Origin of the sequence: Streptomyces sp. NPDC058052 (assembly GCF_042885515.1) — a bacterium.
In the GTDB taxonomy this organism is placed as follows: Bacteria; Actinomycetota; Actinomycetes; order Streptomycetales; family Streptomycetaceae; genus Streptomyces.
Genome location: NZ_JBHVRX010000023.1, coordinates 1 through 24,196, shown reverse-complemented (window position 1 = coordinate 24,196; position 24,196 = coordinate 1). Strand labels below are relative to the sequence as shown.

Sequence of the window (24,196 nt, the reverse complement as noted above, 5' to 3'; positions counted from 1 at the left end):
CTCCGCGTGAGGTGTACCGATCAACGCTTCGCGCTGGCGGTCAGGGGTCATGACGCGTCGCTGCCACCCCCTCGCCCCGTCTCACATATTGAGATTTCCCCTTGGCTTTGCGTGGATTCCAGTCGATGTGTACCGGTACGCATACCCTCCTGGCCCACCCCGCTCGTCCGCACAGCGCGCGGCCGCCGGAGGCCCGCCGGAGGTCCGCCGAGGGCCGCACGGGGGGGGCGCCGAGGGCCGCACGGAGGGCCGCGTGACGCGGAGGGCCCGCGAGCGGAAGGGGGGGGAAGGGGGGAGGGCGGGAGAAGGAAGAGGAGGACGGGGGGAGCGGCATCGGGGGGACAAGCCGCTCCCCCCGACGAGAACCGGTCCGGCAAGTCCTGCGCCGCAGTCAGGGGGAAGCTCGCGGCGCGGACCCCGCAGTGCGGGCCGGTTCCATGGGCCCCGCGGATTCCTGCCAGATCCGCCGGGCTCGACATCCATCCTGCTCTCCCCGCACCCTTCCGGGGGACGGCGAAAGACCCCGAAGCCCGGGCCCTTGGTCCATAAAGGCTCGGTTAGAGTGGGCCACCGCCGAGGCGGGGTCCCGGCACCGGGAGGGGGAGGACGGATGTCCCAGGCGAGGAAAGTCGCGGTCTACGCGTTCGGGGTCTTCGTGCTGTACGCGATCATCACGTCCCCGGACCGTTCCGCCGACCTGGTCCAGATAGGCTTCGAGGGCCTTTCCAGCGCCGCCAAGGGTGTCGGAGAGTTCATGACCGAACTCATCAACTAGGAGCCCTCCGTGATCCGCCATCTGGTCCTCTTCAAGCTCGCCGAGGGCGTCGAGCGCGACGACCCGCGCGTCGTCGCCGGCGTCGAGGCGTTCCGCGCGCTGGGCGGCCAGATCCCCGAGCTGCGGTTCTGGGAGTGCGACTGGAACGTGTCGGACCGGCCGATCGCCTACGACTTCGCGATCAACTCCGCCGTCGAGGACCTGGACGCGCTCCAGCGGTACCTCGACCACCCGGCGCACCAGGCCGGTGTCGCGCTCTGGCGCGAGTTCTCCACCTGGGTGATCGCGGACTACCCCTTCTAGGTCCTCCCTTCCGGATCTCGCCTCCGAGACCCCCCGCCGTCCGGGCGGGGGGTCTCGCGCGTTGCCGCCCGACACGCCTCTGGCCTCCGGTTTTTCGTCCACCATGCCTTCAACACGTGGTTATGCGGTGCTTGCACACAGTGGACATGTCTTGTGATGCTATGACCGCTTTTGACGGATGAGTTGACCGTAGTTGACCCAGTCGACCAGCTACACCAGCCAAAGGGGTGGCGTGAACGTGCCGGCCAGTACAGCGCCTCAGGTCCCGCCCCAGCACGAGGCGGCCGGGGCCGCGGACACCCCGCGCCCGCGGCCCCAGAGCAGCCGCGGCGCCGACACCCGGGCGCTCACCCAGGTGCTCTTCGGGCAGCTCAAGAACCTGGAGCCGGGCACCCCCGAGCACGACCGGGTGCGCGGGGCGCTCATCGAGGCCAACCTGCCGCTCGTGCGGTACGCGGCGGCCCGCTTCCGCTCGCGCAACGAGCCGATGGAGGACGTCGTCCAGGTCGGCACGATCGGGCTGATCAACGCGATCGACCGCTTCGACCCCGACCGGGGCGTGCAGTTCCCCACCTTCGCGATGCCCACCGTGGTCGGCGAGATCAAGCGGTACTTCCGCGACAACGTCCGCACCGTGCACGTGCCGCGCCGGCTCCACGAACTGTGGGTGCAGGTGAACGGCGCCACCGAGGACCTGACGACCGCCCACGGGCGCTCCCCCACGACCGCCGAGATCGCCGAGCGGCTGCGGATCGGCGAGGACGAGGTGCTCGCCTGCATCGAGGCCGGACGGTCGTACCACGCCACCTCCCTGGAGGCGGCGCAGGAGGGCGACGGACTGCCCGGACTGCTCGACCGGCTCGGCTACGAGGACCCGGCGCTGGCCGGCGTCGAGCACCGCGACCTGGTCCGGCACCTGCTCGTCCAGCTGCCCGAGCGGGAGCAGCGGATCCTGATGCTGCGCTACTACAGCAACTTGACGCAATCTCAGATCAGCCAGGAGCTCGGGGTCTCGCAGATGCACGTGTCAAGGCTCCTCGCCCGCAGCTTCGCCCGCCTGAGATCCGCAAACAGAATCGAGGCATGACCGGAACGGGTAGACCGGTTCGGAGCGGTTCCGCGGCGCCCCAATTGCCGTACACCCCTTGTTTCCTGCGGATATGCGGCCTCTCCTTGTCGACAAGTCACTACAGCGTGTTGCCGACATGTGACATTCTGCTGGGGACGCGTTTGCCGCAGCCCCACGGCCGGTATTCAGGTGGAAGCTGCGTTCCTCCGATGGTCGCGGCCCACCGCGACCGTCCGCGACCTCTAGGGGGTGGCATGTCCGCAGATCAGGGCAGCTCGAAGGTGCTCACGCTCACGCCCGTTCCGGTCCTCGTGCCCGAGCCCGTACCCACGCAGACGACGGCTCCGACCGCGGCCGAGAGCGGGGCCCTCCCGGCCCCGGCCCCGGCCGTCGCCCCGGAAGCCCTCGACACCCGCACCCTCTCCCGCTCCCTGTTCCTGCGGCTGCGCGCCCTCGACGCGGCGGGCACCGCGGCGGACAGCCCGGAGCGGACCTACGTCCGCGACACCCTCATCGAGCTGAACCTCCCGCTCGTGCGGTACGCGGCGGCCCGCTTCCGCTCGCGCAACGAGCCGATGGAGGACATCGTCCAGGTCGGCACCATCGGCCTGATCAAGGCGATCGACCGCTTCGACTGCGAACGGGGCGTGGAGTTCCCGACGTTCGCGATGCCGACGGTCGTCGGCGAGATCAAGCGCTTCTTCCGCGACACCTCGTGGTCGGTGCGGGTGCCGCGCCGGCTCCAGGAGCTGCGGCTCGCCCTCACCAAGGCCAGCGACGAGCTCGCGCAGAAGCTCGACCGCTCGCCGACCGTGCCCGAACTCGCCGCGGTTCTCGGGGTGTCGGAGGAGGACGTCGTCGACGGCCTCGCGGTGGGCAACGCGTACACGGCCTCCTCGCTCGACTCGCCCTCCCCGGAGGACGACGGCGGCGAGGGCTCCCTCGCGGACCGCCTCGGCTACGAGGACACGGCCCTGGAGGGCGTCGAGTACCGCGAGTCGCTGAAGCCGCTGCTCGCCAAACTCCCGCCCCGGGAGCGGCAGATCATCATGCTCCGCTTCTTCGCGAACATGACCCAGTCGCAGATCGGCGAGGAGGTCGGCATCTCGCAGATGCACGTCTCGCGCCTGCTCACCCGCACGCTCGCCCAGCTCCGCGAGGGCCTGATCTCGGACTGACTTCCGCAAAGCGGCCTCTTGTTGACGCCTCGTCAGCCACACTGGAACGTATGAGGCGCAGGAAGCAGCCGGTACTCGTGGCGGTGGCGCTCTGCCTCGGCGGAGCGCTCACCGCGTGCGGCAGCGGAGGAGACGGCGAGGGATTCGCGGCGGTCGGCGCCGGCCCCTCGCCCGGCGGCGCGGTCGGCCCCTCGGGCGCGGTCACGCTGGTCCCGCTGGACAGCCCCACGGCGAGCGGCACCACCTCCAGCACCTCCTCCCCGCCCCCGGCCCCGGAGTCCCCGCCGGGCGCGTCGCCCTCGCCCGCCCCCGGCACGGGCACGGGCCCCAGCAGCGACGGCGGCCCGGTCCCGGGATCCGACGACGGCACGGGCTCCGGTTCCGGCACAGGCTCCGGCACAGGCACAGGCTCCGGTACGGGTCGACCCGGCGGTTCCGGGGGGCGTACGGAGTCGGCGGCGCCGCCCGGCGGCTCCTCCGGCGGCGCGTCCCCCGGTGCGACGACCTCCCCTCCCCGCACCCCCCGCCCGACACCGACGCCGGCGCCGACCACGTCCGCCCCGCGGCCGACCACCGAGGCGCCGCCGCCCGGACCCGCCGTGCTCACCGTCTCCGCGCCGGTCACCGCCGACGCCGACCAGCGCTGGTGCGAGCGGGTCACGGTGACCTTCAGGAACACCGGCGGTTCCCCCGCCGCCTCCGGCACCGCCACCTTCGCCACCCACGTCATCGGCGCGCTCGGCATCGACTGGGGCACGGTCACCACCACCCAGCCGCTGCCGGCCCCGATCGCCGCCGGGGCGGCGCGGACGCGGACCTACACGGTCTGCGTGGAGTCCTGGCGGGTGCCGCTCGGCATGCGCGTCGACACCCGCGCGGTGACCGCTACCTGGAAGTGAACCCGTACCGGACCCCGGTCAGCTCCTCGGAGAGGTCCCAGAGGCGGCGGCCCGTCTCCGGGTCGGCCGCCGTGGCCGAGGGCTTCACGCGGGACGGGAAGCCGCGGAGTTCGCCGGGGCCGTCCGGTCCGATGAAGTCGCCGCCGGCCGCGTCCGGCGCGGTCGCCGCGTACAGCTGGGGCAGGACTCCGCGCTCCGGGCGCTGGGCGAGGAGCGGGTTGCCGATCCGGCCGTAGAAGAAGCGGGCGAGGCCGGTGGCGTCCCGGGTCTGCAGGCTGGTGGCGGTGTAGCCGGGATGGGCCAGCACGCTGCGGACCAGGCTGCCGGCGGCCGTGAGACGGCGGTGCAGCTCCTGCCCGAAGAGCGCGTTGGCGAGCTTCGAGCGGTTGTAGAAGGCCATCGGGGCGTAGCCGCGCTCGCCCGCGAGGGCGGCGGGGTCGTCGAGGGGCAGGCGGCCCTGCCGGTGCACCAGCGAGCTGACCGTGACCACCCGGCCGCCGGCCGGCAGGCGGTCGAGGAGCAGGCCGGTGAGGGCGAAGTGGCCGAGGTGGTTGGCGGCGAACTGGAGCTCGTGGCCCTGGGCGCTGAGCGTGCGGGGCGGGCCCATCACGCCCGCGTTGTTGACGAGCACGTCCAGCCGCGGGTGGTCGGCGCGCAGGCCCTCGGCGAAGGCGCGCACCGAGTCGAGGTCGGCGAGGTCGATCCGGCGGACGGTCAGGAGGTCCGGGGCGATCCCTTCGGCGGCGAGGCCGGCCGCGGTCCGGTGGCCCTTCTCCTCGTCCCGTACGGCGAGGACCACCCGGCCGCCCCGGAGGGCGAGGGCGCGGGTGGTCGCGAGGCCGAGGCCGCTGGTGGCCCCGGTGACGACGTGGACCCGGCCGGTGAGGTCGGGGACGGCGTCGGCGGTCCAGTGCTGCGTACGCGTACGACTCATGCGGCACACACTGCCGCTTGTGTCACTCGGTGTCAAACATGACGGGTGATGTCATCGACGGCACGATGTCCGCACCGCCGCGTTAGCATCGGCGGGTGAGCACCGCACCCGGCCCCCGCGCCACGACCCTCGCCCAGCGCAAGCGGCAGCTCGTCGCGACCGAGCTGACCGAGACCGCGCTCCAGCTCTTCGCGCACAAGGGCTTCGAGGCCGTCACCGTCGACGAGATCGCGACCGCCGCCGGCGTCTCCAAGCGGACCTTCTTCCGCTACTTCGCCTCCAAGGAGGACGTGGTCGTCCAGTTCCTGGCGGGGATGGGCGCCGACATGCGGGCGGAGCTCGCCGCCCGGCCGGCCGCCGAACCGCCCTCGGCCGCGCTGCTGCACGCCGTCTCCGTACCGCTCGCCGCCTGCGGCGACCACGCCGAGCGCACCCTGCCCGTGGTCCGGCTGATCCTGCGGACGCCCGCGCTGCTGGCCCGCTTCCTGGAGCACCAGGCCGGCTGGCGCGAGGAGCTGGCCGGGGAGCTGGCGGCCCGGCGCGGCCCCGCGGCCGACCCGGCGGGGCTGTATCCGCCGCTCGCCGCGGGCATGGCGCTCACCGCCTTCGACACGGTGCTCCGCCGGTGGAGCGAGGACGCCGGGGCACCCGATCCGCTCGCCCTCATCGCGCGGGCCTTCGCCCTGCTGGCCCCGGCGCTGGACGCCGCCGGGGAGTAGGGGAGGGAACGACGAGGAGGGGCCGGTTCCGTACGGACGCGGAACCGGCCCCTCCTCGTTCGGTGCGGGTCAGGAGAGGGCGAGCCAGACGACCCCCGCCACGATCACGATCGCGGCGATCACGCCGGCGATCACGCCGACGCGCGGGCCGCCCGAGGCGGCCGCGGCCTGCTGCGGCTGGTGCTGCGGGGTGCCCTCGTCGACGAAGGCGCGGAACATCTGGGTGTTGCCGGCGGGGTCGTAGCCCTCAGGGCCCTGGGCGCCCTGGCCGTACGGTGCTTGCGGGTTGTGTGCCATGGGCCAGGACCCTAGCGAAAGCGGGGTGAGGGGCCCAAGCCCTGGTCCCCGGCCTCCCCCGGGCCTCCCCCACGCCTCCCCTTTGCCGATTCTTTAGCGCCGTTTGACCGATTTAGTTTGCCTGGAGCAACCATCCATCTCTATGGTTGCCCTAAGCAACAAGTTGGACGGGGGCGACCCCCACGATCGACACCGGCAGGGGGCGCGCCATGGAGACGCGGAACCGCTACGAGGACCTCGCCCGCGCCATCAGCGCGTTCGGGGCCGTGAAGCGCGGCCTCGCCCGCGTCCTGCCCGGGGACTGCCAGGGCGGCGCCGCCGCCGTGCTCGCCCTGCTCAAGCACCACGGATCCATGCGGATGAGCCGGCTGGCCGAGCTCATGGCCGTGGACATGTCGGTGTGCAGCCGTCACGTGGCGCACACCGCGTCCCGCGGCTGGGTCGAGCGCCTGCCCGACCCCGACGACGGCCGCTCCCGCATCCTGCGGCTGACCCCCGAGGGCTTCGCGATGCTCACCGAGCTCGACCGCCGCGTGACCGAAGCCTTCGCCCGCCACCTCGCGGAGTGGTCCGACGACGACGTCGTACTGCTCACCACCCTGCTCGCCCGCCTCCGCGACTCCTTCGGGGACTGCCGGGCCACCCACGCCTGACCACGCCGACCGCGCGTGAACACGCTTGAAACCAGAGGAACTTCATGGCTACGACCACACCCGAAACCGGTGTGCGGGGCGCCCCGGCCGAAACCGGAGACACCGCCGCTCCGATGACGCACCGTCAGATCATGGAGGCGCTCTCCGGGCTGCTGCTCGGCATGTTCGTCGCCATCCTGTCCTCGACGATCGTCTCCAACGCCCTCCCCCAGATCATCACCGACCTGGAAGGCGGCCAGTCCGCCTACACCTGGGTCGTCACCGCGACCCTGCTCGCGATGACCGCCACCACCCCGCTCTGGGGCAAGCTGGCCGACCTCTTCTCCAAGAAGCTGCTCATCCAGATAGCCCTGACCATCTACGTGGCCGGCTCGATCGTCGCCGGCCTCTCCCAGTCCACCGGCATGCTCATCGCCTGCCGCGTGGTCCAGGGCATCGGCGTCGGCGGTCTCACCGCCCTCTCCCAGATCATCCTCGCCGCGATGATCGCCCCCCGCGAGCGCGGCCGCTACAGCGGCTACCTCGGCGCGGTCTTCGCCGTCGCCACCGTCGGCGGCCCGCTGCTCGGCGGCGTCATCACCGACACCGAGTGGCTCGGCTGGCGCTGGTGCTTCTACGTCGGCGTTCCGTTCGCGATCATCGCCCTGATCGTCCTCCAGAAGACCCTCAAGCTCCCGGTCGTGAAGCGCCAGGTCAAGGTCGACTGGGCCGGCGCCTTCTTCATCAGCGCCGCCGTCTCCCTGCTCCTCATCTGGGTCACCTTCGCCGGCGACAAGTACGACTGGATCTCCTGGCAGACCGCCGCCATGGTGGGCGGTTCGGTGCTGCTCGGCGCGATCTTCGTGCTCGTCGAGTCCAGGGCGTCCGAGCCGATCATCCCGCTGCGCCTCTTCCGCAACCGGACCATCACCCTGGCCTCGCTCGCCTCGCTCTTCGTCGGCGTCGCGATGTTCGCCGGCACCGTCTTCTTCAGCCAGTACTTCCAGCTGGCCCGCAACGAGTCGCCGACCATGTCCGGCGTCCTCACCATCCCGATGATCGCCGGCCTCTTCGTCTCCTCGACGGCCTCCGGCATGATCATCACCAAGACCGGCCGCTGGAAGGCGTGGCTGGTCAGCGGCGGCGCGCTCGCCACCGCGGGCCTCGGCCTCCTCGGCACCCTCCGGTACGACACCGCGTACTGGCACATCGCGATCTTCATGGCGGTCCTCGGCCTCGGCCTCGGCATGATGATGCAGAACCTGGTGCTCTGCACCCAGAACCAGGTGGCCCCCGCCGACCTCGGCGCCGCCTCCTCGGTCGTCACCTTCTTCCGCTCGCTCGGCGGCGCGATGGGCGTCTCGGCGCTCGGCGCGGTCATGGCCCACCGGGTCACCGACTACGTCAAGGAGGGCATGACCGAGCTCGGCCCGAAGGCCGCGCAGGCGATGCAGAACGCCACCGGCGGCGGCATCCCCGACATGGACAAGCTGCCCGCCCCGATCCGCACGGTGATGGAGGGCGCGTACGGGCACGCCGTCGGCGACGTCTTCCTCTACTCGGCGCCGTTCGCGCTGCTCGCCTTCCTGGTGACGCTCTTCATCAAGGAGGTCGCGCTGAAGAGCAGCACGACCACGGCGGACGAGAAGTAGGGACGCGCGGAAAAAGCTCCCGGCCGCGCTTCGAGCGGAGGCGCGGCCGGGGAAACAGGGAGCGGCGGGCAGGGGACGGCCCGCCGCTCCGTCATGTCCCGGGGGCCTCCCGGGCCACCATCGCCTCGATGCCGGCGACCAGGATGTCCAGGGCGTAGGCGAAGTCCCGCTCCCAGATGGCGCTGACGCTGCCGTGCGAGGCCCGCTCGTCGAGGATGTCCGTCATCGGCTCCAGCGCCTCGCGGAACTGCGGGTCGTCGCGGAAGGCGGCGACGGAGCCGGTGTAGAAGTCGTCCTGCGACATGCCCGCCTCGGCGGCCCGCCGCTCGAACTGCGACTCGATCGTCCCGTAGCCGTACACGAACTGGAAGACCGCCGACATCGCGCCCGGCTGACCGCCCAGCGGCAGCCCGGTGTCCCGGATCGCCTCCTGGATCCTGGATCCGACGGCGATCGCGTGCGGGCCGATGTTCAGGTACTGGCCCGCGCACGGCGACATCCACGGGTGGCGGACCAGCATCCTGCGGTAGTGCAGGGCGAGCGTCCGGATCCGCTCCCGCCAGTCCGCCCCGGCGGCCACCGCGTCCAGGTCGATCTCCGCGTACACGGTGTCGATCGCGTACTCGATGATGTCGTCCTTGGTGTCCACGTACCAGTACAGGGACATCGCGGTGACCCCGAGCTCGGCCGCGAGCCGCCGCATCGACAGCTTGCCCAGCCCGTCCCGGTCGAGCATCCGGACGGAGGCGGCCACGATGCGGTCCCGGTCGAGCCCGGCGGGGCCGCCTCCGCTGCGGGGGGCCCGCTGCTCCAGCCAGACGCTGGAGCCGGTCGGGTTCTTTGCCCGGTCCGCAGCCTTGACCATGCGGTTTCTCCGTCCGTCAGCGCTCGTGGTCATGCGTGGTGACCATGCGTCGGGACCATGCTAGGCAGCGGCGACCGGCTCGGCCGCCACGGGCTGCTCCACCCGCTCCGCGCGCTTCAGCAGGAAGGCGGCGAGCAGACCGCCGACGAGGACCGCGACCGCGCCCACCAGCTGGCTGGTCTGGAGCCCGGAGGCGAAGGCGTCGGAGATCCGGGCCCGCTCGGCGTCGTCGCCGGCCGCCGCCAGGGCGGCGGGGAGCGAGGCCGCGGTGACGGTGACGAGCGCGGCGAAGCGGGCGTTGAGGACGGCGCCCAGGACCGCGACGCCCAGGCCGTTGCCGAACTCGGCGAGGGTGCCGTTGACGCCCGCGCCGACGCCCGCCTTCTCCGGCGGGATCGCGCTCATGATCGCGTTGGCCATCGCCGGGTTGGAGACCGCGAGACCGGTGCCCATGAGGACCAGGCCGAGCAGCATGCCCCAGTAGGTGCCGTCCGAGCCGCCGCCGACCAGGGCGATCGAGGCGAGACCGGCCGCGACCAGCGTCATGCCGACGGTCACGGTGAGCGGGGTTCCGAGCTTCATCACGATCCGCGGGCCGATACCGCTGAGGTTGAGGACGACCACGGTCAGCGCCAGCGGCGCCATCCGCAGGCCGGCCTCCAGCGGCTCGTACCCGAGCACGAACTGGAGGTGCTGGGTGAGCAGGAACATCGAGCCGCCCATCCCGAACATCACCAGGATCGCGCCGGCGACCGCGCCCACGAACTTCTGGTTGCGGAAGAAGTGCATGTCGAGCATCGGGTACGGGGTCCGCAGCTCCCACAGCGCGAACGCGGCCAGCACCACGACGCCGATCGCGGCCGGGACCAGCACCTCGGCGGAGGTCCAGCCGTGCTCCGGGCCGGTGATGATCGCGTACACGGCGGCGGTCATGCCGATGGTGGAGAGCAGCGCGCCCATCAGGTCGGGGCGCTCGCCCTGCGGGTTCTTCGACTCGGGGACGAGCTTGAGGACGGCGACCAGGCCGATCACGGCCACCGGGATGTTGATGAGGAAGATCATCCCCCACCAGAAGTGGTCGAGGATCACGCCGCCGATCAGCGGTCCGGCGGCGAAGCCGAGCGAGCTGACGGTGGCCCACAGCGCGATGGCCTTGACGCGCTCGGAGTCGTCGAAGATCTGCATGACGACGGCGAGCGTGGTCGTCATCAGGAGCGCCCCGCCGACGCCCATGCCCGCGCGGGCGGCGATCAGCTGGGCGGTGGAACCGGCCAGACCGGCGGCGAGCGAGCCGAGGCCGAAGAGCGCGAGGCCGACGGCGAGCAGCTTCTTGCGGCCGTAGCGGTCGGCCGCGTTGCCGGCCGTGAGCAGCAGGCCGGACTGGACGAGCGAGTAGGCGTTGATCATCCACTGGATGTCGCTGGTGGAGGCGTGCAGCTCCGTGGTCAGCGAGGGGATGGCGACGCTGAGGACGGTGTTGTCGAGCAGCACGGTCAGCTGGGCGAGGCAGATGACGCCGAGGATCAGCCAGCGCTGAGGGTGTCCGCCGGTGGCCGTGGGCGTGGCCGGGGGCGTGGCCGAGGCCGTCATGGAAACTCCTTATACGGTGTACGAGGCGAAGGCTCGTACACCGTACAAGAGGTCTCGTACGCTGTATAGCGGTTATTGCTCCGGGGCCGTCAGGTCGTAGAAGGTGGCGCTTCCGACGGTCGTGGCGGTGAAGTTCTCCTGCACCCAGGTGCTGATCTCGGAGCTGCCTCCGCCGCCGGGACCGCCCATGCCGCCACCGCCGCCGCTTCCGCTTCCGCTTCCGCTTCCGCTTCCGCTTCCGATGAAGTAGTGGATCCTTCCTTCGGCGACGTACCGCTTGAACTGGGCGAGGGTCGGGGCCGGGTCGCTGCCGTTGAAGCCGCCGATCGCCATCACCGGCTTCTCGGTGGCGAGCTGGTAGCCGGCCGCGTTCTGCGCGCCGACGGTCGCGGCGGCCCAGGTGTACGCGTCGGCGTCCTGGAGCAGCTTCGCCTTGGCCTCGGCGCCGACGACGGCACCGTTGAGAAGGCCGCCCATGCCACCGCCGCCGCCCCCCATGCCACCGCGCTCACCGAAGGCGGGCGTCCGGCCGGTGGAGGGCTGACCGGTGGAGGGCTGGCCGTTCGGGGCCTGGCCGTTCGGGGCCTGACCGCCGGGAGCCTGGCCGTCGGGGAAGCCGTTCGGGGGCTGCATACCGCCGGGGGGCTGCATGCCGCCGTCGCGGCCGCCGTCCGTCCCGCCGTCCGTCCCGTCCGTACGCTGCCCGCCGCCGTCCGCCCGGCCCCCGCCGGGGAACGCGCCGCCGCCCGGGAAGCCGCCGCCGCCCGGTCCCCGGCCGCCGAAGCCGGCGCCCGACGGGCCCGCGGTGACGATGGAGCCCTGGTGCCCGGTGGAGAGCGTCTCCAGGGTGTACGCGAACGGTCCCGCGAGTCCCGCCGCCAGGCCGAGGCCCGCCGCGGCGAGGCCCAGGCGCCGGTCGACCCGGCCCGCGGCGAGCAGCCCGAGCGCGGCCACCGCGCCCGCGCCGAGCACGGTCCAGCGCAGCCACGGCAGGTAGTCCGGCGTACGGCCCAGCAGCACCCAGCCCCACCAGGCCGTCACGCCCACCGCGACCGCCAGCCCCGCCGAGGCGGGGAGCCGGGTCCGCTCCTCCCACAGCACCGCCGCGCCCATGCCGATCAGGGCGGCGAGGTACGGGGCCAGGGCCACCGTGTAGTACTCGTGGAAGATGCCGGCCATGAAGCTGAAGACGCCCAGCGTCATCAGCAGCGCCCCGCCCCACACCAGGAACGCGGCCCGGGCCGTGTCCGTGCGCGGCGCCTTCCAGGTGACGACGAGTCCGGCGGCCAGCAGCACCAGCGCGGCCGGCAGCAGCCAGGAGATCTGGCCGCCGACGGAGTCGTTGAACATGCGCAGCAGGCCGGTCTCGCCCCAGCCGCCGCCCTGACCGCCGCCGCGTCCGCCGCCGCCGACGCTGCCGACCTCGTTGCCGTTGATCCGGCCGAGGCCGTTGTAGCCGAAGGTCAGCTCCAGGAAGCTGTCGTTCTGCGAGCCGCCGATGTACGGGCGCGAGGCCGCCGGCCAGAGCTCGACGAGCGCCACCCACCAGCCGCCGGAGACGATCAGCGCGAGCCCGGCGAGGCCCAGCTGGCCGCACCGCTTCAGCGGCCGGGCCGGGGCGCACACCGCGTACACGAGCGCGAGCGGCGGCAGGATCAGGAACGCCTGGAGCGTCTTCGTCAGGAACGCGAAGCCGAACGCGACCCCCGCCGCGACCAGCCACTTCGTGGAGCCCTCGGCCCGCTCCAGCGCCCGCAGCACGCCGTACACGGCCACCGTCATGAGCAGCGCGAGCAGCGCGTCCGGGTTGTTGAAGCGGAACATCAGCGCGGCGACCGGGGTCAGCGCGAGCACCGCGCCCGCGATCAGCCCGGCGCCCGCGCCGAAGCGGCGGCGGACGGCCGCGTACAGCACGGCGACCGTGCCGGCGCCCATCAGCACCTCGGGCAGCAGGATCTGCCAGGAGCCGAGCCCGAAGAGGCGGACGGAGAGCGCCATCGGCCAGAGCGCGGCCGGCGGCTTGTCGACGGTGATGGCGTTGGCCGCGTCGAGCGAGCCGAAGAAGAACGCCTTCCAGCTCTCGCTGCCCGCCTGGACGGCCGCCGAGTAGAAGGAGTTGGCGTACCCGGAGGCGCTCAGGTTCCACAGGTAGAGCGCCGTGGTGACGGCGAGGAGCCCGAGGAAGGCGGGGCGCGCCCAGGGGGCGTCCTCGGGCCGGCCCCGCCACAGCCGGCCGAGCCGGCCGGGGGCCGCGGCCGGGACGGCCGGGGTCGCGTGGGGAGTCGTCGCGGTCATCGGTCGGCCCCCGTGGGGTGTCGGCGGTCCGGGAAGACCCAGAGCCGGAGGAGCAGGAAGCGGAGCACGGTCGCGGCGAGGTTGGCGACGACGAGCACGGCGAGTTCGGTGGAGTGCGCCGGGTCGCCGGTGGCCGCGCCGAGCGCGGCGAGCGAGCCGCTGGTCAGGGCGAGGCCGATGGCGAAGACCACGAGCCCCTGCGCCTGGTGGCGGACGGCCCGGTCGCGGCCGCGGACGCCGAAGGTGAGCCGCCGGTTGGCGGCCGTGTTGGCGACGGCGGAGACGAGGAGCGCGGCGGCGTTGGCGGTCTGGGCGCCGGCGCCGAGCCGGAAGAGGGAGTAGAGCGCGAGGTAGAAGAGCGTGGAGAGCACGCCGACCACGCAGAAGCCGACGAGCTGGCGGGCGAGCCCGCCGGGGACCCCGGACAGGTCGCGGTCGCGCGGGTCGTCCCCGAAGGGCCGGGCGAGCCGGTCCAGCGGCAGCGAGCCGGTCGCGAGCGCCCGCCCGACCCGCCACACGCCCTTCAGGTCGTCGGTGGCGGTCCGCACGATGTGCACGGTCGAGTCGGGGTCGTCGACCCAGTCGACCGGCACCTCGTGGATCCGCAGCCCGGCCCGTTCGGCGAGCACCAGCATCTCGGTGTCGAAGAACCAGCCGGTGTCCTCGACCATCGGCAGCAGCCGCTCGGCGACATCGCGCCGGATCGCCTTGAAGCCGCACTGGGCGTCGGAGAAGCGGGCGGCGAGCGAGCCGCGCAGGATCAGGTTGTAGGCCCGGGAGACGAACTCCCGCTTGGGCCCGCGCACCACCCGCGAGGAGCGGGCCAGCCGTGAGCCTATGGCCAGGTCGGAGTGGCCGGAGATGAGCGGCGCGACGAGCGGGAGGAGCGCGTTGAGGTCGGTGGACAGGTCCACGTCCATGTAGGCGAGGACGGGAGCGTCGGAGGCCGACCACACGGTCCGCAGCGCCCGGCCCCGCCCCTTCTGTTCGAGCCGTACGGACCGCACCTCGGGCAGCTCGGCGGCGAGGGCGGCGGCGAGGGCGGGGGTGGCGTCGGTGGAGGCGTTGTCGGCGACGGTGACGCGGAAGCCGTACGGGAAGGTGCGCTTCAGGTGCGCGTGGAGCCGGCGGACGCACGGCTCCAGGTCCTTCTCCTCGTTGTAGACGGGGATCACCACGTCCAGAACGGGCCGTCCCGCTTCGCTCACCGGCAGGTGCTCCCGCGCGGGGAGGGTGCCGGGGGCCTGCGTCGCGGGCCCCGCGAGGGTGTGGGTTCGCATGTCCACGACCCTCGCCGGGCCCGCTGTCACGCCTGTGTGACGAGCCTGTGGTGCGCCTGTGAGTCCGTCGCGGGGGTGGCCGGCGCGGCCGGTCCGGCGACTGGGAAGCGCACCCGGAAGACGGTCCTGCCGGGCGCGGAGTCGACGGTCACCTCGCCGCCGTGGGCGGCGACGACGGCCCGCACGATGGCGAGGCCCAGCCCGGTGGAACCGGCCTGCCGGGAGCGGGAGGCGTCACCGCGCGCGAACCGCTCGAAGACCGCCGGCAGCAGCTCGGGCGGGATGCCGGGCCCGTCGTCCTCGACCTCGACGGCGACCGCCGCGCCCTCGCCCCGTACGCGGGCGGTGACGGTGGTGCCGGGCGGGGTGTGGGTCCGGGCGTTGGCGAGCAGGTTGAGCAGCACCTGCTGGAGCCGGGCGGGGTCGGCGCGCACGGCCGGCGGCCCGTCCTCGCCGGGCAGTTCGAGGCGCCAGTGGTGGCCGGGCCCGGCGGCGCGGGCGTCCCCGACGGCGTCCACGACCAGCGGGACGAGGTCGGTGGTCTCGTACGAGAGGGGGCGTCCGGCGTCGAGCCGGGCGAGCAGCAGCAGGTCCTCGACCAGCCCCGTCATCCGGGTGGCCTCGGACTCGATGCGGCCGAGGGCGTGCCGGGTGTCGGGCCCGCACTCCTCCCGTCCGCGCCGGGTGAGTTCGGCGTAGCCGCGGATGGAGGCGAGCGGGGTGCGGAGCTCGTGGCTGGCGTCGGCGACGAACTGCCGGACCCGGGTCTCGCTCCGCTGGCGGGCGTCGAGGGCCTCGTGGACGTGGTCGAGCATCCGGTTGAGGGCGGCGCCGACCTGGCCGACCTCGGTCCGGGGATCGGCCTCGGCCTCCGGGACCCGCTGGTGGAGCGCCACCTCGCCGCTGTGCAGCGGCAGCCGGGCGACCTGTCCGGCGGTGGTGGCCACCCGGCGCAGCGGCCGCAGCGCGATCCGGACCAGTACCGTCCCGGCGAGCGAGGCGGCGGCGAGGGAGGCGCCGGTGAGGCTGAGCTCGACGAGGACGAGGGTGGAGAGGGCGTTCTCGACCTCGGCGAGCGGGATGCCGGTGAGGAGGGCGCCGTCGATGCCCTCGGCGTAGGCGACCCGGTACGAGCCGAGACCTCCGGGCAGGTCGACGGTGTGCGCCCGGCCGTCGCGGGGCACGGCGGCGAGCGCCGCCTCCTGGGCCGCGTCCAGCTCCTCGAACGCGAAGCGGGGCCGCTCGGTCGTGGCGGTGCCGGGCACCTCCGTCGAGTACTTCGCCCGGGTGACCTCCCCGTCCTCGACGACGGCGGCGAGGGTCCCTATCGGGGAGCCCTGCATGCCGAGGAAGCCGAACGGGTCGCGCTTCCGGAGCGGATCGCCGGGTCCGGGCATCGCGACCGGAGGCCCGGCGGCCCGCTGGGCGAGCCCGGTCAGCTGCTCGTCGGCCCGGTCGTACAGGTAGGAGCGGTACGCGATGGTGGTGACCGCGCCGATGACGGTGGCGACGACCGCGATCAGCGCCACGGCGGAGACCACGAGCCGCGTCCGCAGCGACCACGGCCGCCGGGCGCGGCCCCGGAGGCGGGGGCGCACGGTGGCTACTCCCCCGGCTTGATGAGGTAACCGGCCCCCCGCCGGGTGTGGATCATCGGCGGGCGTCCGGCGTCGATCTTCCGCCGCAGGTAGGAGATGTAGAGCTCGACCACGTTGGCCTGGCCGCCGAAGTCGTACGACCACACGCGGTCGAGGATCTGTGCCTTGCTGAGCACCCGGCGCGGGTTGCGCATGAGGTACCGCAGCAGCTCGAACTCGGTCGCGGTGAGGTGGATCGAGTCGCCGCCCCGGGTGACCTCGTGGCTGTCCTCGTCGAGGGTGAGGTCGCCGACCGCGAGCATCGACTCGCTGCGGGCCTGCGCGGCCCCGGAGCGCCGGATGAGGCCGCGCAGCCGGGCGACGACCTCCTCCAGGCTGAACGGCTTGGTGACGTAGTCGTCGCCGCCGGCCGTGAGCCCGGCGATCCGGTCCTCGACCGCGTCCTTCGCGGTCAGGAAGAGGACCGGCACCTCGGGCAGTTCGCGCCGGATCGAACCGAGCAGGCTGAGCCCGTCGACGTCCGGGAGCATGATGTCCAGGATGACGACGTCGGGCCGGAACTCGCGCACCGCCCGCAGGGCACCGGCCCCGTCGCCCGCGCTGCGGACCTGCCAGCCCTCGTAGCGCAGGGCCATGGAGAGCAGTTCGGAGAGGGACGCCTCGTCGTCCACGACGAGGACGCGGACGGCGGTGCCGTCGGCACGGAGCAGATCGGCGCGGGTGCCGCGGCGGGCTGAAGTGCTGCGAGTGGTGACGGTCATGGCCCCACGCTCGCCGCCGCCGCTGAGATCCCTCTTGCGCTTTCCTGTGAATTCCCTGAGAAAGCCACGGCCTCCCGGTCAGGGTTTCACGTGAAACAACGCCGCGCCGTTGTCGTGGAGGACCGCCCGCAGCCAGTCGTCGCCGAGCCCGAGCCGTTCGAGGGCCTGGAGCTGGTGGAGGTAGGCGTACGGGATGTTCGGGAAGTCGGAGCCGAGCAGGACCCGGTCCCGGAGGCCGGCCAGCCGCCCCAGCGCCCCGCGCGGGAAGGGCGCGAGGCGCTCGCTGAAGTCCGTGAACGCCATGGTGGTGTCCAGGTGCACGCCCTCGTACCGCTCCGCGAGCCCGAGGAAGTCCTCGTACTCCGGCATCCCCATGTGCGCCACGACCAGCCGCAGCCTCGGATGGCGGGCGAGTAGCCCCCCGACCGGCCCCGGCCCGGTGAAGGCGCCGGGGGCGGGCCCGGAGCCGCAGTGGATGACGATCGGCGTCCCGCTCTCGGCGAGCAGCGCCCACACCTCGTCGAGCAGCGGATCGTTCGGGTCGAAGCCGCCGACCTGGAGGTGCACCTTGAAGACCCGGGCGCCGTCGTCGAGGGCCTGCCGCACGTACCCGGCGGCCCCGGGCTCGGGGAAGAAGGTCGCGGTGTGCAGACAGTCCGGGGTCCGTGCCGCGAAGTCCGCCGCCCAGGCGTTGAGCCAGGCCGCCATCCCCGCCTTGTGCGGATAGAGCATCGAGGTGAAGGCGAGCACGCCGAAGCCGCGCAGCAGCTCGACCCGCCGGCTCTCCTCCTCGCGGTAGGTGATGGGCCAGGGCTGCCCGGTCAGCGGCCCGACGGCGTCGAAGTACGCCCAGACCTTGTCGAGGACGTTCTGCGGCATGAAGTGGGTGTGCACGTCGACGAGTCCGGGCAGTCCGAGCCGCGCGGTCAGCTCCCGGACGGCCGCGGCCTCCTGGGCGCCGGCGTCACTCCCGCTCAAAGCCGTAGCTCCGCTCGACCTTCCCGATGTGGACGCTGTACGCCTCGTACCAGTGCTCCCGCCCGTGCTTCTTCGCCGCCGCGTGCACGGAGTCGAGGCGCCAGGCGTCGAGGGCCTCCAGGTCGCGGAAGTAGGCCACGGTGATGCCGATGCCGCCGGGCGTGCGGGCGGCCTCGTAGCCGAGGAAGCCGGGGACGGAGGCGACCCGGTCGCGCAGTTCGGCGGCGGTGTCGGCGTACCCCTCGGGGGCGTCGGGACGGAGGGAGGTGAACACGGCGGTGTAGTAGGGCGGTTCGAGCCCGGAGATCAGCTTCTGGGTCATGTGATCACCCTCGCCGGGCCGGGCGGCCGGTGTCCACGGGCACCGGCCAAAGGGATCCAAGACTTTACGAACGGCGGTCCGGCCGGTCAGAACAGCCCTTCCTGCCGCTCGCCCCCGCTCTCCGGCGCCGCGCCGACCGGCACGCTCCAGGCGTCGTCCTCCCCGCCCCGCTCCAGCCCCCAGCCGCCGAGCAGCCTCCCGTCGAGCACCAGGTGGCGCCCGTCCGGGGCGAGCAGGTGCAGGTCGGGCCCGGCGGCGGCGCGCACCCGCCCGGTGACGACGCCGCCGTCGACGAGTTCGGTGACGCTCCCGTCGAGCGGCGGCAGCGCGCCGAGTCCGAAGAGCCCGCCGTGGTCGTGCGCGGTGAACGGCAGCACGCCGAGCGTCTCCCCCCATCCGCCGACCCTCAGGGCCCGCCCGTACAGCTCCTCGATCTCGGCGGCCCGCTCCCCCGCGCCGGGCAGCCCGACCCGCAGCGCCCGCTTCCGCTCGTACGACACCCGGTCGGGCACGCCGAGCGCCTGCCGCAGCACTTCCTCGGTCCGCCGGGCGGCCATCAGCGGCCCGCGTCCGAGCCAGCAGAAGGCGACGGCCCCCTGCTCCCGCAGCCGCGTGTCCCCCCGGTGCTCCCCGGTGATGCCGACCTTGACGACGCCGGTGCCGAACCAGGCGAGGTAGACCCGGTAGGGCCGGGGGTCGTCGGCGAAGGTGTCGGCGGCGACGGAGTGGGCCCGGTCGAGCCGCGCGCACGCGGGGCACAGCCCGCCGGTCGACCGCCCGGGCACGGCGGCGCCCGCCGGGCAGGCGTTCCCCCGCGCCCCGGCGCAGACCCGGCCTCCCACGGCCCGGAAGGCGAGCGCCTGTCCGTACACCACCGGGCTCACCCGCCCGCCCCACCAGCGCAGCCCGGCCGAGCCTCCGCTCCACCCGAGCCCGCCACTTCGCCACACGGCCCCGGCCACCTCCCTGTCCCGCGCTCTCCTCCCAGTCTCCGCCACCGCGCCTCCGCTCACGGCAGCACGTAGATCCGGGTGCCGTCCGGGCAGGGGTCCCCGACCTCGCGCATGCAGCCGCGCTCGATGAGCAGCCGGACGCAGTCGCGGACGCGCTCGCCGGAGATTCCGGTGCGGCGGGTGACGTCCTGGGGCCGGCAGCGGACGCCGCCGCGGACGAGGGCGGGGGCGAGGAAGCTGGCGACGGCCCGCATGTCGCCGCTGATCTCCCAGGACTCGACGAGCTCCTGCGCGCTGAGCCGGGGCGGGCCCTCGGCGCCCCGCTGGCGGGGGACGGCGAAGGAACGCTCAAGGGAGTCGGCGACCCTTGAGAGGCTGAGCCGTGTCTCGCGCAGCAGCTCCGCGTATCCGGCGTGCCCGGTGAGGTCGGCGGAGCCCTCGTCGAGCCGCCCCTCCAGCCGGACGAGGACGTCGACGAGCTCGGGCGGCAGCACGAACCCGCTGTGCGCCGGGGCCGGTTCGAGTCCGTAGCCGCCGTGCCGCTGCACCTCGGCCACCAGCTCGCCCACCCAGGCGCGGAACGGTCCGGCCTCGGGCGTGCGGCAGGCGGTGACGAGCTGCACGAGCCCGGGGAGGCTCACCATGCGGGCGGTGCCGCGGATGCCGCTGCGCGCGAGTATGTCCGGGCTGGGGGCCAGCTCGCGGGCCGGCGCCAGGCACCAGGCGGGCAGCACCACGCTCCGCAGCGCCTCGCGCGGCCCCGCGTACCCGAGCCGCCGGGCCACGTCCACGACGGGGAACCAGTGCGCCCCGTCGACGGCGGTGAGCCGCCTCAACCGGCCCCCGGCAGCGGCCCGTACGAAGTCATCGATGTCGATCGCGTCCAACGATCATCACCTCCACCCGCACGTTAGGCCGAAGGCATATTCAACTGACATGCAAATCAGATGGGTTCACCCAAAAGGGGAAGGCCCCGGGCAAACCCGGGGCCTCCACATGTGTCCGAATCCCGACGGATCCGTCCGGATCGCTCCTAGCGGGCGACGAACTGCGTGAGGATCGCCTGCACCTCGTAGATGTCCACGCCCTTGGTGAACGTCTTGGTGACGGGCAGCTGCTGACCCGAGATCCAGATCTTCAGCTCGGCGTCCAGGTCGAAGGTGCCGGCCGTCTCGACGGCGAAGTGGGTGATGCTCCGGTACGGGATCGAGTGGTACTCGACCTTCTTGCCGGTGATGCCCTGCTTGTCGACGAGCACGAGCCGCCGGTCGGTGAAGAAGATGACGTCGCGGATCAGCAGGTACGCGGCGTGCACCTGCTCCCCCTGGCCGAGCAGCCGCGCGTAGTCCTGCTGCGCCTGCGCCGGATCGATCGCGTGCGCGTTCCCGAAGAGCGCCATGGCTCTACCCCCCACTTTTCAGTCAAAAATACGATCACCTGAACCTAACCCCACACCCCCCGCTCCTGGCAACGGCCACTGACGCCAGAAACCCCCCGGGATGATCCCGGGGGGTTTCTGGACTCTGTGCACTCGGCAGGATTCGAACCTGCAACCTTCTGATCCGTAGTCAGATGCTCTATCCGTTAAGCTACGAGTGCTTGTTCTTTAGTTCTCGTCTCCGCTTCCCGGCCCTTTCGGCCCGCTGTCCCGGCGACAGGAAGAACATTACATGAGTCCCGCCGTCATGTGAAATCCGATTAGCCCACCCCTTCTGACCTGCGAAAACGTCAACTGGGAGCGCTCAGGGCGACGGGGCGGAGCGGCGGGTTCCGGCGGGGAGGACGGGGCCGGAGGGGGAGAAGGAGACCGGGGTCACACGCGGTACGTCCCCGCGGCGCCGGCCGGCAAGAGGGCGGGGGAAAACGGTCCCGGAACGGCGGAAGCCCCGGCCGTGGGGCCGGGGCTTCCTTGAGGGCGGAGGCGGAGGGATTTGAACCCTCGATGGGCGATAAAGCCCAAACCGCATTAGCAGTGCGGCGCCATAGACCGGACTAGGCGACGCCTCCTCGCACCCCCGCGCATGCGCGGACGGTGCGTGCAGATGATGACACAGGCGAGCCTCGTGTCACCAATCGCTTTCACCGTACTAGGCGGGCGGGGCCCAGGGCAAAGCCTCCGGCGCGTCCCGGCCCCCTTCCCTTCCGCCCTCCCCGGTCGGCCCCCGCCCCCTCCGCCCTCCCCGCCCGCGCACCCCTTTCCGCGCCTCCCGTTCCGCGCGGCCCTCCGCCCTCCCCGCCCGGCGCACCCCGGTTGCGCAACGCCCCGGGAGCCGGAGCGTTAAAGGGGGCGGGGCGTGTCGGTCGTGCCCGGCGTCCCCCGCCCGGTCCCGGCCCCACCCCCTCACCGCCCCCTCTTCTCCACCTCCCCGCCCCCTCGCCTCCGGAGTCGCTCCATGCCGCTGCGCCGCCTCGCCTTCTCCACCGTGCTCGCCGCCGCCGTCACCACGGCCCTCGCCGGCGCCTCCGCCGGCGCCGCCCCGGCCGTACCCCTTCCGCCGCTTCCGCTGCTCTCGCCGCCCGACGCGCTGACGGTGACCGTCTCCGGGAGCGGGAACCGGGCCGCGAACGGGAGCTGGAGGCTGACGTGCGACGACCGGCCCGGGGGCGGTCACCCGGCGGCGGAGCGGGCCTGCGAGCGCCTGGAGGGCTTCGCCCGCGCCGGGGAGGACCCCTTCGCGCCGGTACCGGCCGACCGGATGTGTACGCAGGTGTTCGGCGGGCAGGTGACCGCCCAGGTGACCGGCACGTGGCAGGGGCGCCGGATCGACGCCCGCTTCTCCCGGGCGAACGGCTGCGAGATCGACCGCTGGGAGAACGTGGAACCGCTCCTTCCGAGCGTCCGGAGCTGACGGCCGGGGGTGTCGTTAGACTCCCTCAGTGACAGGGCCGCCGCCCGAGGGGCAAGATGGGGCGGCCCGCCGTCATGGCACATGCCGGACGGCACACACCGCGGGCACGGCTCGCGGGCCATTGCAGGCGTCAGGGAGGAAGCGTCGTCGTGAGCAGCAGGCCATCCCGAGGCGCTGCTCGCCTCGCAGCCATACTCGACGCCCTCCCCGACGGTCTCGTGCTCGTCAATTGCAACGGCACGGTCGTCAACGCCAACACCATCGCCCTCGGCATGTTCGAGACCCCCGGCACCGCGCTCGTCGGGCGCGGGCTGCTCGATCTGCTGCCCTCCTTCGACTCGCGCCTGATCCCCGGCTCGATGCGCCGCCCGGATCCGGCGGACGAGCGCGGCCGCACCAAGCCGATGCGGATGATCGCCCGCCGCACCGACGGCAGCGAGTTCCCCGTCGAGGTGACGAGCGCCAGCCTGGAGGACGGGCGCGAGGCGTACGACTCGTACGCCTCCTACACCGGCGACGAGCTGCTGATGCTGGTCGTCCGCGATCTGACGGGCACCCTCGACACCGAGGCCGAGCTGGCCCGCTCGCAGCGGCAGACCGAGATGATCCTGCGGGCCGCCTCCGAGGGCGTCGTCGGCACGGACACCGACGGCCGGGTCGTCCTCGTGAACCCCGCCTTCGCGCAGATCCTCGGCTACCGGGCCGGCGAGCTCGGCGGCGCCGAGCTGCACCCGCTGATCCTCGCCAAGCGCGCCGACGGCACCCCGTTCCCGTACGAGGATTCCCCGCTCGCCGACACGCTCAAGTCCGGCCGCAAGCACCGGGTGCGCGGGCAGGTCCTGTGGTCGAAGGGCGGCGACCGCGTGCCGGTCGACCTGACGACCGCTCCGGTGCGCGACGGGGACCAGCTCGTCGGCGCCGTGATGACGTTCACCGACCGCAGGCCGCACGAGGAGCTGGTCGAGAAGCACGCCGCCGAGCTCGCCGACCGGGCCGAGCGGCACGCGGCGGAGCGCGAGGAGCAGGCGGAGAAGTACGCCGCCCTCGCCTCCCGGCACGCCCAGCTGACCGCCGTGCTGGCCGAGTCCCTGCGCGGCCCTCTCGACGAGCTGCGCGCCGAGCTGGGGTCGCTGGCCGCCGACGACGGCGTGCAGCTGTGGCCCGAGGCCAACCAGGTGCTGCACCATCTCGTCGCCGGGTACGCGCGGATGACCGCCCTCGTCGACAACGTCCTCGGCTACCAGCGCCTGGACGCCGGCGAGGAGGAGCTGGACCGGAAGGTCGCGCTGCTCGACGAGATCGTGACCGGCGGCATCGACGCGGCCGTGGAGCTGATCGGCCCGGGCCGCGCGCAGTTCGCGGTGCACGCGCCGCCGATCGAGGCCGAGGTCGACGCCGGCCGGCTGACGACCGCGCTCGCCCATCTCGTCGCCGACGTGGCCGGGGTGGACGCCACCGGCAAGACCCGCGCCTCGGCGCAGGGCGCCCCCGCCGACTCGACGATCGTGGTCGCGGCGGCACAGCGCGGCGAGGTCGTCCGCATCGAGGTCCGCGGCCCGTACGCGGGCGGCGACCCGGTCCACGGGCCCATCGTGCGCGGGATCGTGGCGGCGCACGGCGGTGTCGTGCAGACCCACGAGGTGCCGGGCACGAGCGGCGGCGCGTACGTCCTGGAGGTGCCGATCGGCGCGGGGCGGGGAACCGTTCCCGCGTCCGGGCCGAAGCCCGCGGCGGACCGGCCGGGGGACGCGAAGGAGCTGGAGTCCCCCAAGGAGCCGGAGGCGTCCCGGGACGAGCGGGGCGGTGTGCCCGCGCTGCCCGCGCAGGCGTCCGGCCCCTCGGACGACGCGACCTCGGGCGGTTCGGGACGGCGCCGGGCCCGGCGCGGGTCCACCGACGCCTTCCTGGAGAGCCCGACCGCGCCGGAGAGCGGTGCCGGGGCGCCGGCCGTGCCGGCCGCCGGTGGCGGACGCCGCCGCGCCCGTACGGAAGAGGCGTCCGGGTCCGCCGAGCTGATCCCCGCCCAGCAGTCCGCCGGCGTCGAGCCGACCGGTCGCCGCCGGGGCCGCCCGGCGGAGGGCGCCGTGGTGACCGCCGCCGAGGGTGCCCAGGAGCGGCCCGCGCTCGGTGCCGCGGTGCCGCCGCAGGGCGTCGCCGTCGAGCCGGCGGGCGCGCCCGCGCTCGCCCCGGCCCTGCCGGCCGCGTCGGCGGGGACGGTCGCCGTGCCCGGCGAGGCCGCCGGGGGCG

At 73.4% G+C, this 24,196-nt stretch carries 23 protein-coding genes and 2 tRNA genes; 10 read left to right on the top strand and 15 right to left on the bottom strand.

Going from position 1 to position 24,196, the window contains the following annotated elements; all coding sequences use genetic code 11:
- The first annotated feature begins 610 nt into the window (after positions 1-610).
- The 5 genes from ACFVU3_RS27350 (at position 611) to ACFVU3_RS27330 (ending at position 4,224) form a co-directional block, all read left to right on the top strand.
- Positions 611-775: a hypothetical protein gene (locus ACFVU3_RS27350; protein ID WP_199806607.1), complete on the top strand. Its 165-nt coding sequence runs from the start codon at positions 611-613 to the stop codon at positions 773-775.
- 9 nt (positions 776-784) lie between these two features.
- Positions 785-1,078, top strand: coding sequence for a Dabb family protein (locus ACFVU3_RS27345; RefSeq protein ID WP_390070242.1), 294 nt, complete (start codon positions 785-787; stop codon positions 1,076-1,078).
- Positions 1,079-1,316: 238 nt separating this feature from the next.
- On the top strand, positions 1,317-2,165 hold the full coding sequence (locus ACFVU3_RS27340; protein ID WP_390070241.1) for an RNA polymerase sigma factor SigF: 849 nt from the start codon (positions 1,317-1,319) through the stop codon (positions 2,163-2,165).
- A 236-nt stretch (positions 2,166-2,401) separates the two neighbouring features.
- Complete coding sequence (locus tag ACFVU3_RS27335) at positions 2,402-3,325, top strand: RNA polymerase sigma factor SigF (protein WP_390070240.1); 924 nt, start codon at positions 2,402-2,404, stop codon at positions 3,323-3,325.
- A gap of 50 nt (positions 3,326-3,375) precedes the next feature.
- Positions 3,376-4,224 carry a hypothetical protein gene (locus ACFVU3_RS27330; protein WP_390070239.1) on the top strand — a complete coding sequence of 283 codons (849 nt, stop codon included), beginning with the start codon at positions 3,376-3,378 and terminating at the stop codon, positions 4,222-4,224.
- Here the strand turns inward: ACFVU3_RS27330 and ACFVU3_RS27325 are convergent.
- Entirely contained in the window at positions 4,211-5,158 is a 948-nt protein-coding gene (locus ACFVU3_RS27325; protein WP_390070238.1) for an oxidoreductase, read from the bottom strand. The genes ACFVU3_RS27330 and ACFVU3_RS27325 overlap by 14 nt on opposite strands.
- Positions 5,159-5,253: 95 nt before the next feature.
- Between ACFVU3_RS27325 and ACFVU3_RS27320 the strand changes: the two genes are divergently transcribed.
- Positions 5,254-5,877 carry a TetR family transcriptional regulator gene (locus ACFVU3_RS27320; protein ID WP_390070237.1) on the top strand — a complete coding sequence of 208 codons (624 nt, stop codon included), beginning with the start codon at positions 5,254-5,256 and terminating at the stop codon, positions 5,875-5,877.
- Positions 5,878-5,946: 69 nt separating this feature from the next.
- Here ACFVU3_RS27320 and ACFVU3_RS27315 read toward each other — a convergent pair whose 3' ends face one another.
- Positions 5,947-6,174, bottom strand: a complete 228-nt coding sequence (locus ACFVU3_RS27315) for a hypothetical protein (protein ID WP_390070236.1) — start codon at positions 6,172-6,174, stop codon at positions 5,947-5,949.
- Between the two features lie 209 nt (positions 6,175-6,383).
- Here ACFVU3_RS27315 and ACFVU3_RS27310 point away from each other — a divergent pair, with 209 nt between their 5' ends.
- A complete protein-coding gene (locus ACFVU3_RS27310; RefSeq protein WP_390070235.1) occupies positions 6,384-6,827 on the top strand; it encodes a MarR family winged helix-turn-helix transcriptional regulator in 444 nt (147 codons plus the stop codon).
- Positions 6,828-6,871: 44 nt separating this feature from the next.
- Positions 6,872-8,458: an MDR family MFS transporter gene (locus ACFVU3_RS27305; RefSeq protein WP_390070234.1), complete on the top strand. Its 1,587-nt coding sequence runs from the start codon at positions 6,872-6,874 to the stop codon at positions 8,456-8,458.
- A gap of 91 nt (positions 8,459-8,549) precedes the next feature.
- On the opposite strand, the gene ACFVU3_RS27300 is transcribed toward ACFVU3_RS27305, so the two are convergent.
- From ACFVU3_RS27300 to ACFVU3_RS27240, 13 genes are all read right to left on the bottom strand, one after another.
- Positions 8,550-9,323 carry a TetR/AcrR family transcriptional regulator gene (locus ACFVU3_RS27300; protein ID WP_390070402.1) on the bottom strand — a complete coding sequence of 258 codons (774 nt, stop codon included), beginning with the start codon at positions 9,321-9,323 and terminating at the stop codon, positions 8,550-8,552.
- A 60-nt stretch (positions 9,324-9,383) separates the two neighbouring features.
- On the bottom strand, positions 9,384-10,913 hold the full coding sequence (locus ACFVU3_RS27295) for an MFS transporter (protein WP_390070232.1): 1,530 nt from the start codon (positions 10,911-10,913) through the stop codon (positions 9,384-9,386).
- A gap of 72 nt (positions 10,914-10,985) precedes the next feature.
- Positions 10,986-13,208: an ArnT family glycosyltransferase gene (locus ACFVU3_RS27290; RefSeq protein ID WP_390070230.1), complete on the bottom strand. Its 2,223-nt coding sequence runs from the start codon at positions 13,206-13,208 to the stop codon at positions 10,986-10,988.
- Positions 13,205-14,488: a glycosyltransferase gene (locus tag ACFVU3_RS27285; protein WP_390070228.1), complete on the bottom strand. Its 1,284-nt coding sequence runs from the start codon at positions 14,486-14,488 to the stop codon at positions 13,205-13,207. The genes ACFVU3_RS27290 and ACFVU3_RS27285 overlap by 4 nt, the downstream gene beginning before the upstream one ends.
- A gap of 26 nt (positions 14,489-14,514) precedes the next feature.
- Positions 14,515-16,086: a sensor histidine kinase gene (locus tag ACFVU3_RS27280; protein ID WP_390070226.1), complete on the bottom strand. Its 1,572-nt coding sequence runs from the start codon at positions 16,084-16,086 to the stop codon at positions 14,515-14,517.
- Between the two features lie 5 nt (positions 16,087-16,091).
- The gene (locus tag ACFVU3_RS27275) at positions 16,092-16,847 is read right to left on the bottom strand and encodes a response regulator transcription factor (RefSeq protein ID WP_390070224.1); all 756 of its coding nucleotides are present in this window, start codon (positions 16,845-16,847) and stop codon (positions 16,092-16,094) included.
- 78 nt (positions 16,848-16,925) lie between these two features.
- The gene (locus ACFVU3_RS27270) at positions 16,926-17,825 is read right to left on the bottom strand and encodes an amidohydrolase family protein (RefSeq protein WP_390070222.1); all 900 of its coding nucleotides are present in this window, start codon (positions 17,823-17,825) and stop codon (positions 16,926-16,928) included.
- Positions 17,812-18,147 (bottom strand): antibiotic biosynthesis monooxygenase family protein, encoded by a 336-nt coding sequence (locus tag ACFVU3_RS27265; RefSeq protein WP_390070220.1) that lies wholly within the window; start codon positions 18,145-18,147, stop codon positions 17,812-17,814. Before ACFVU3_RS27265 ends, ACFVU3_RS27270 begins: the two co-directional genes overlap by 14 nt.
- 86 nt (positions 18,148-18,233) lie before the next feature.
- Positions 18,234-19,097 carry a DUF2797 domain-containing protein gene (locus ACFVU3_RS27260; protein WP_390070218.1) on the bottom strand — a complete coding sequence of 288 codons (864 nt, stop codon included), beginning with the start codon at positions 19,095-19,097 and terminating at the stop codon, positions 18,234-18,236.
- Positions 19,098-19,156: 59 nt separating this feature from the next.
- Positions 19,157-19,987: a BRO family protein gene (locus tag ACFVU3_RS27255; RefSeq protein ID WP_390070216.1), complete on the bottom strand. Its 831-nt coding sequence runs from the start codon at positions 19,985-19,987 to the stop codon at positions 19,157-19,159.
- 146 nt (positions 19,988-20,133) lie between these two features.
- Complete coding sequence (locus tag ACFVU3_RS27250) at positions 20,134-20,499, bottom strand: PH domain-containing protein (protein WP_043224835.1); 366 nt, start codon at positions 20,497-20,499, stop codon at positions 20,134-20,136.
- 127 nt (positions 20,500-20,626) lie between these two features.
- A tRNA-Arg gene (locus ACFVU3_RS27245) sits at positions 20,627-20,699 on the bottom strand.
- A 317-nt stretch (positions 20,700-21,016) separates the two neighbouring features.
- Positions 21,017-21,107: transfer RNA gene (locus tag ACFVU3_RS27240), tRNA-Ser, on the bottom strand.
- A 386-nt stretch (positions 21,108-21,493) separates the two neighbouring features.
- On the opposite strand from ACFVU3_RS27240, the gene ACFVU3_RS27235 reads away from it, so the two are divergent.
- Positions 21,494-21,949, top strand: coding sequence for an SSI family serine proteinase inhibitor (locus tag ACFVU3_RS27235; RefSeq protein ID WP_390070214.1), 456 nt, complete (start codon positions 21,494-21,496; stop codon positions 21,947-21,949).
- 149 nt (positions 21,950-22,098) lie between these two features.
- Positions 22,099-24,196: PAS domain-containing protein (locus ACFVU3_RS27230; RefSeq protein WP_390070212.1), on the top strand; the 2,098-nt coding region annotated here is incomplete at its 3' end.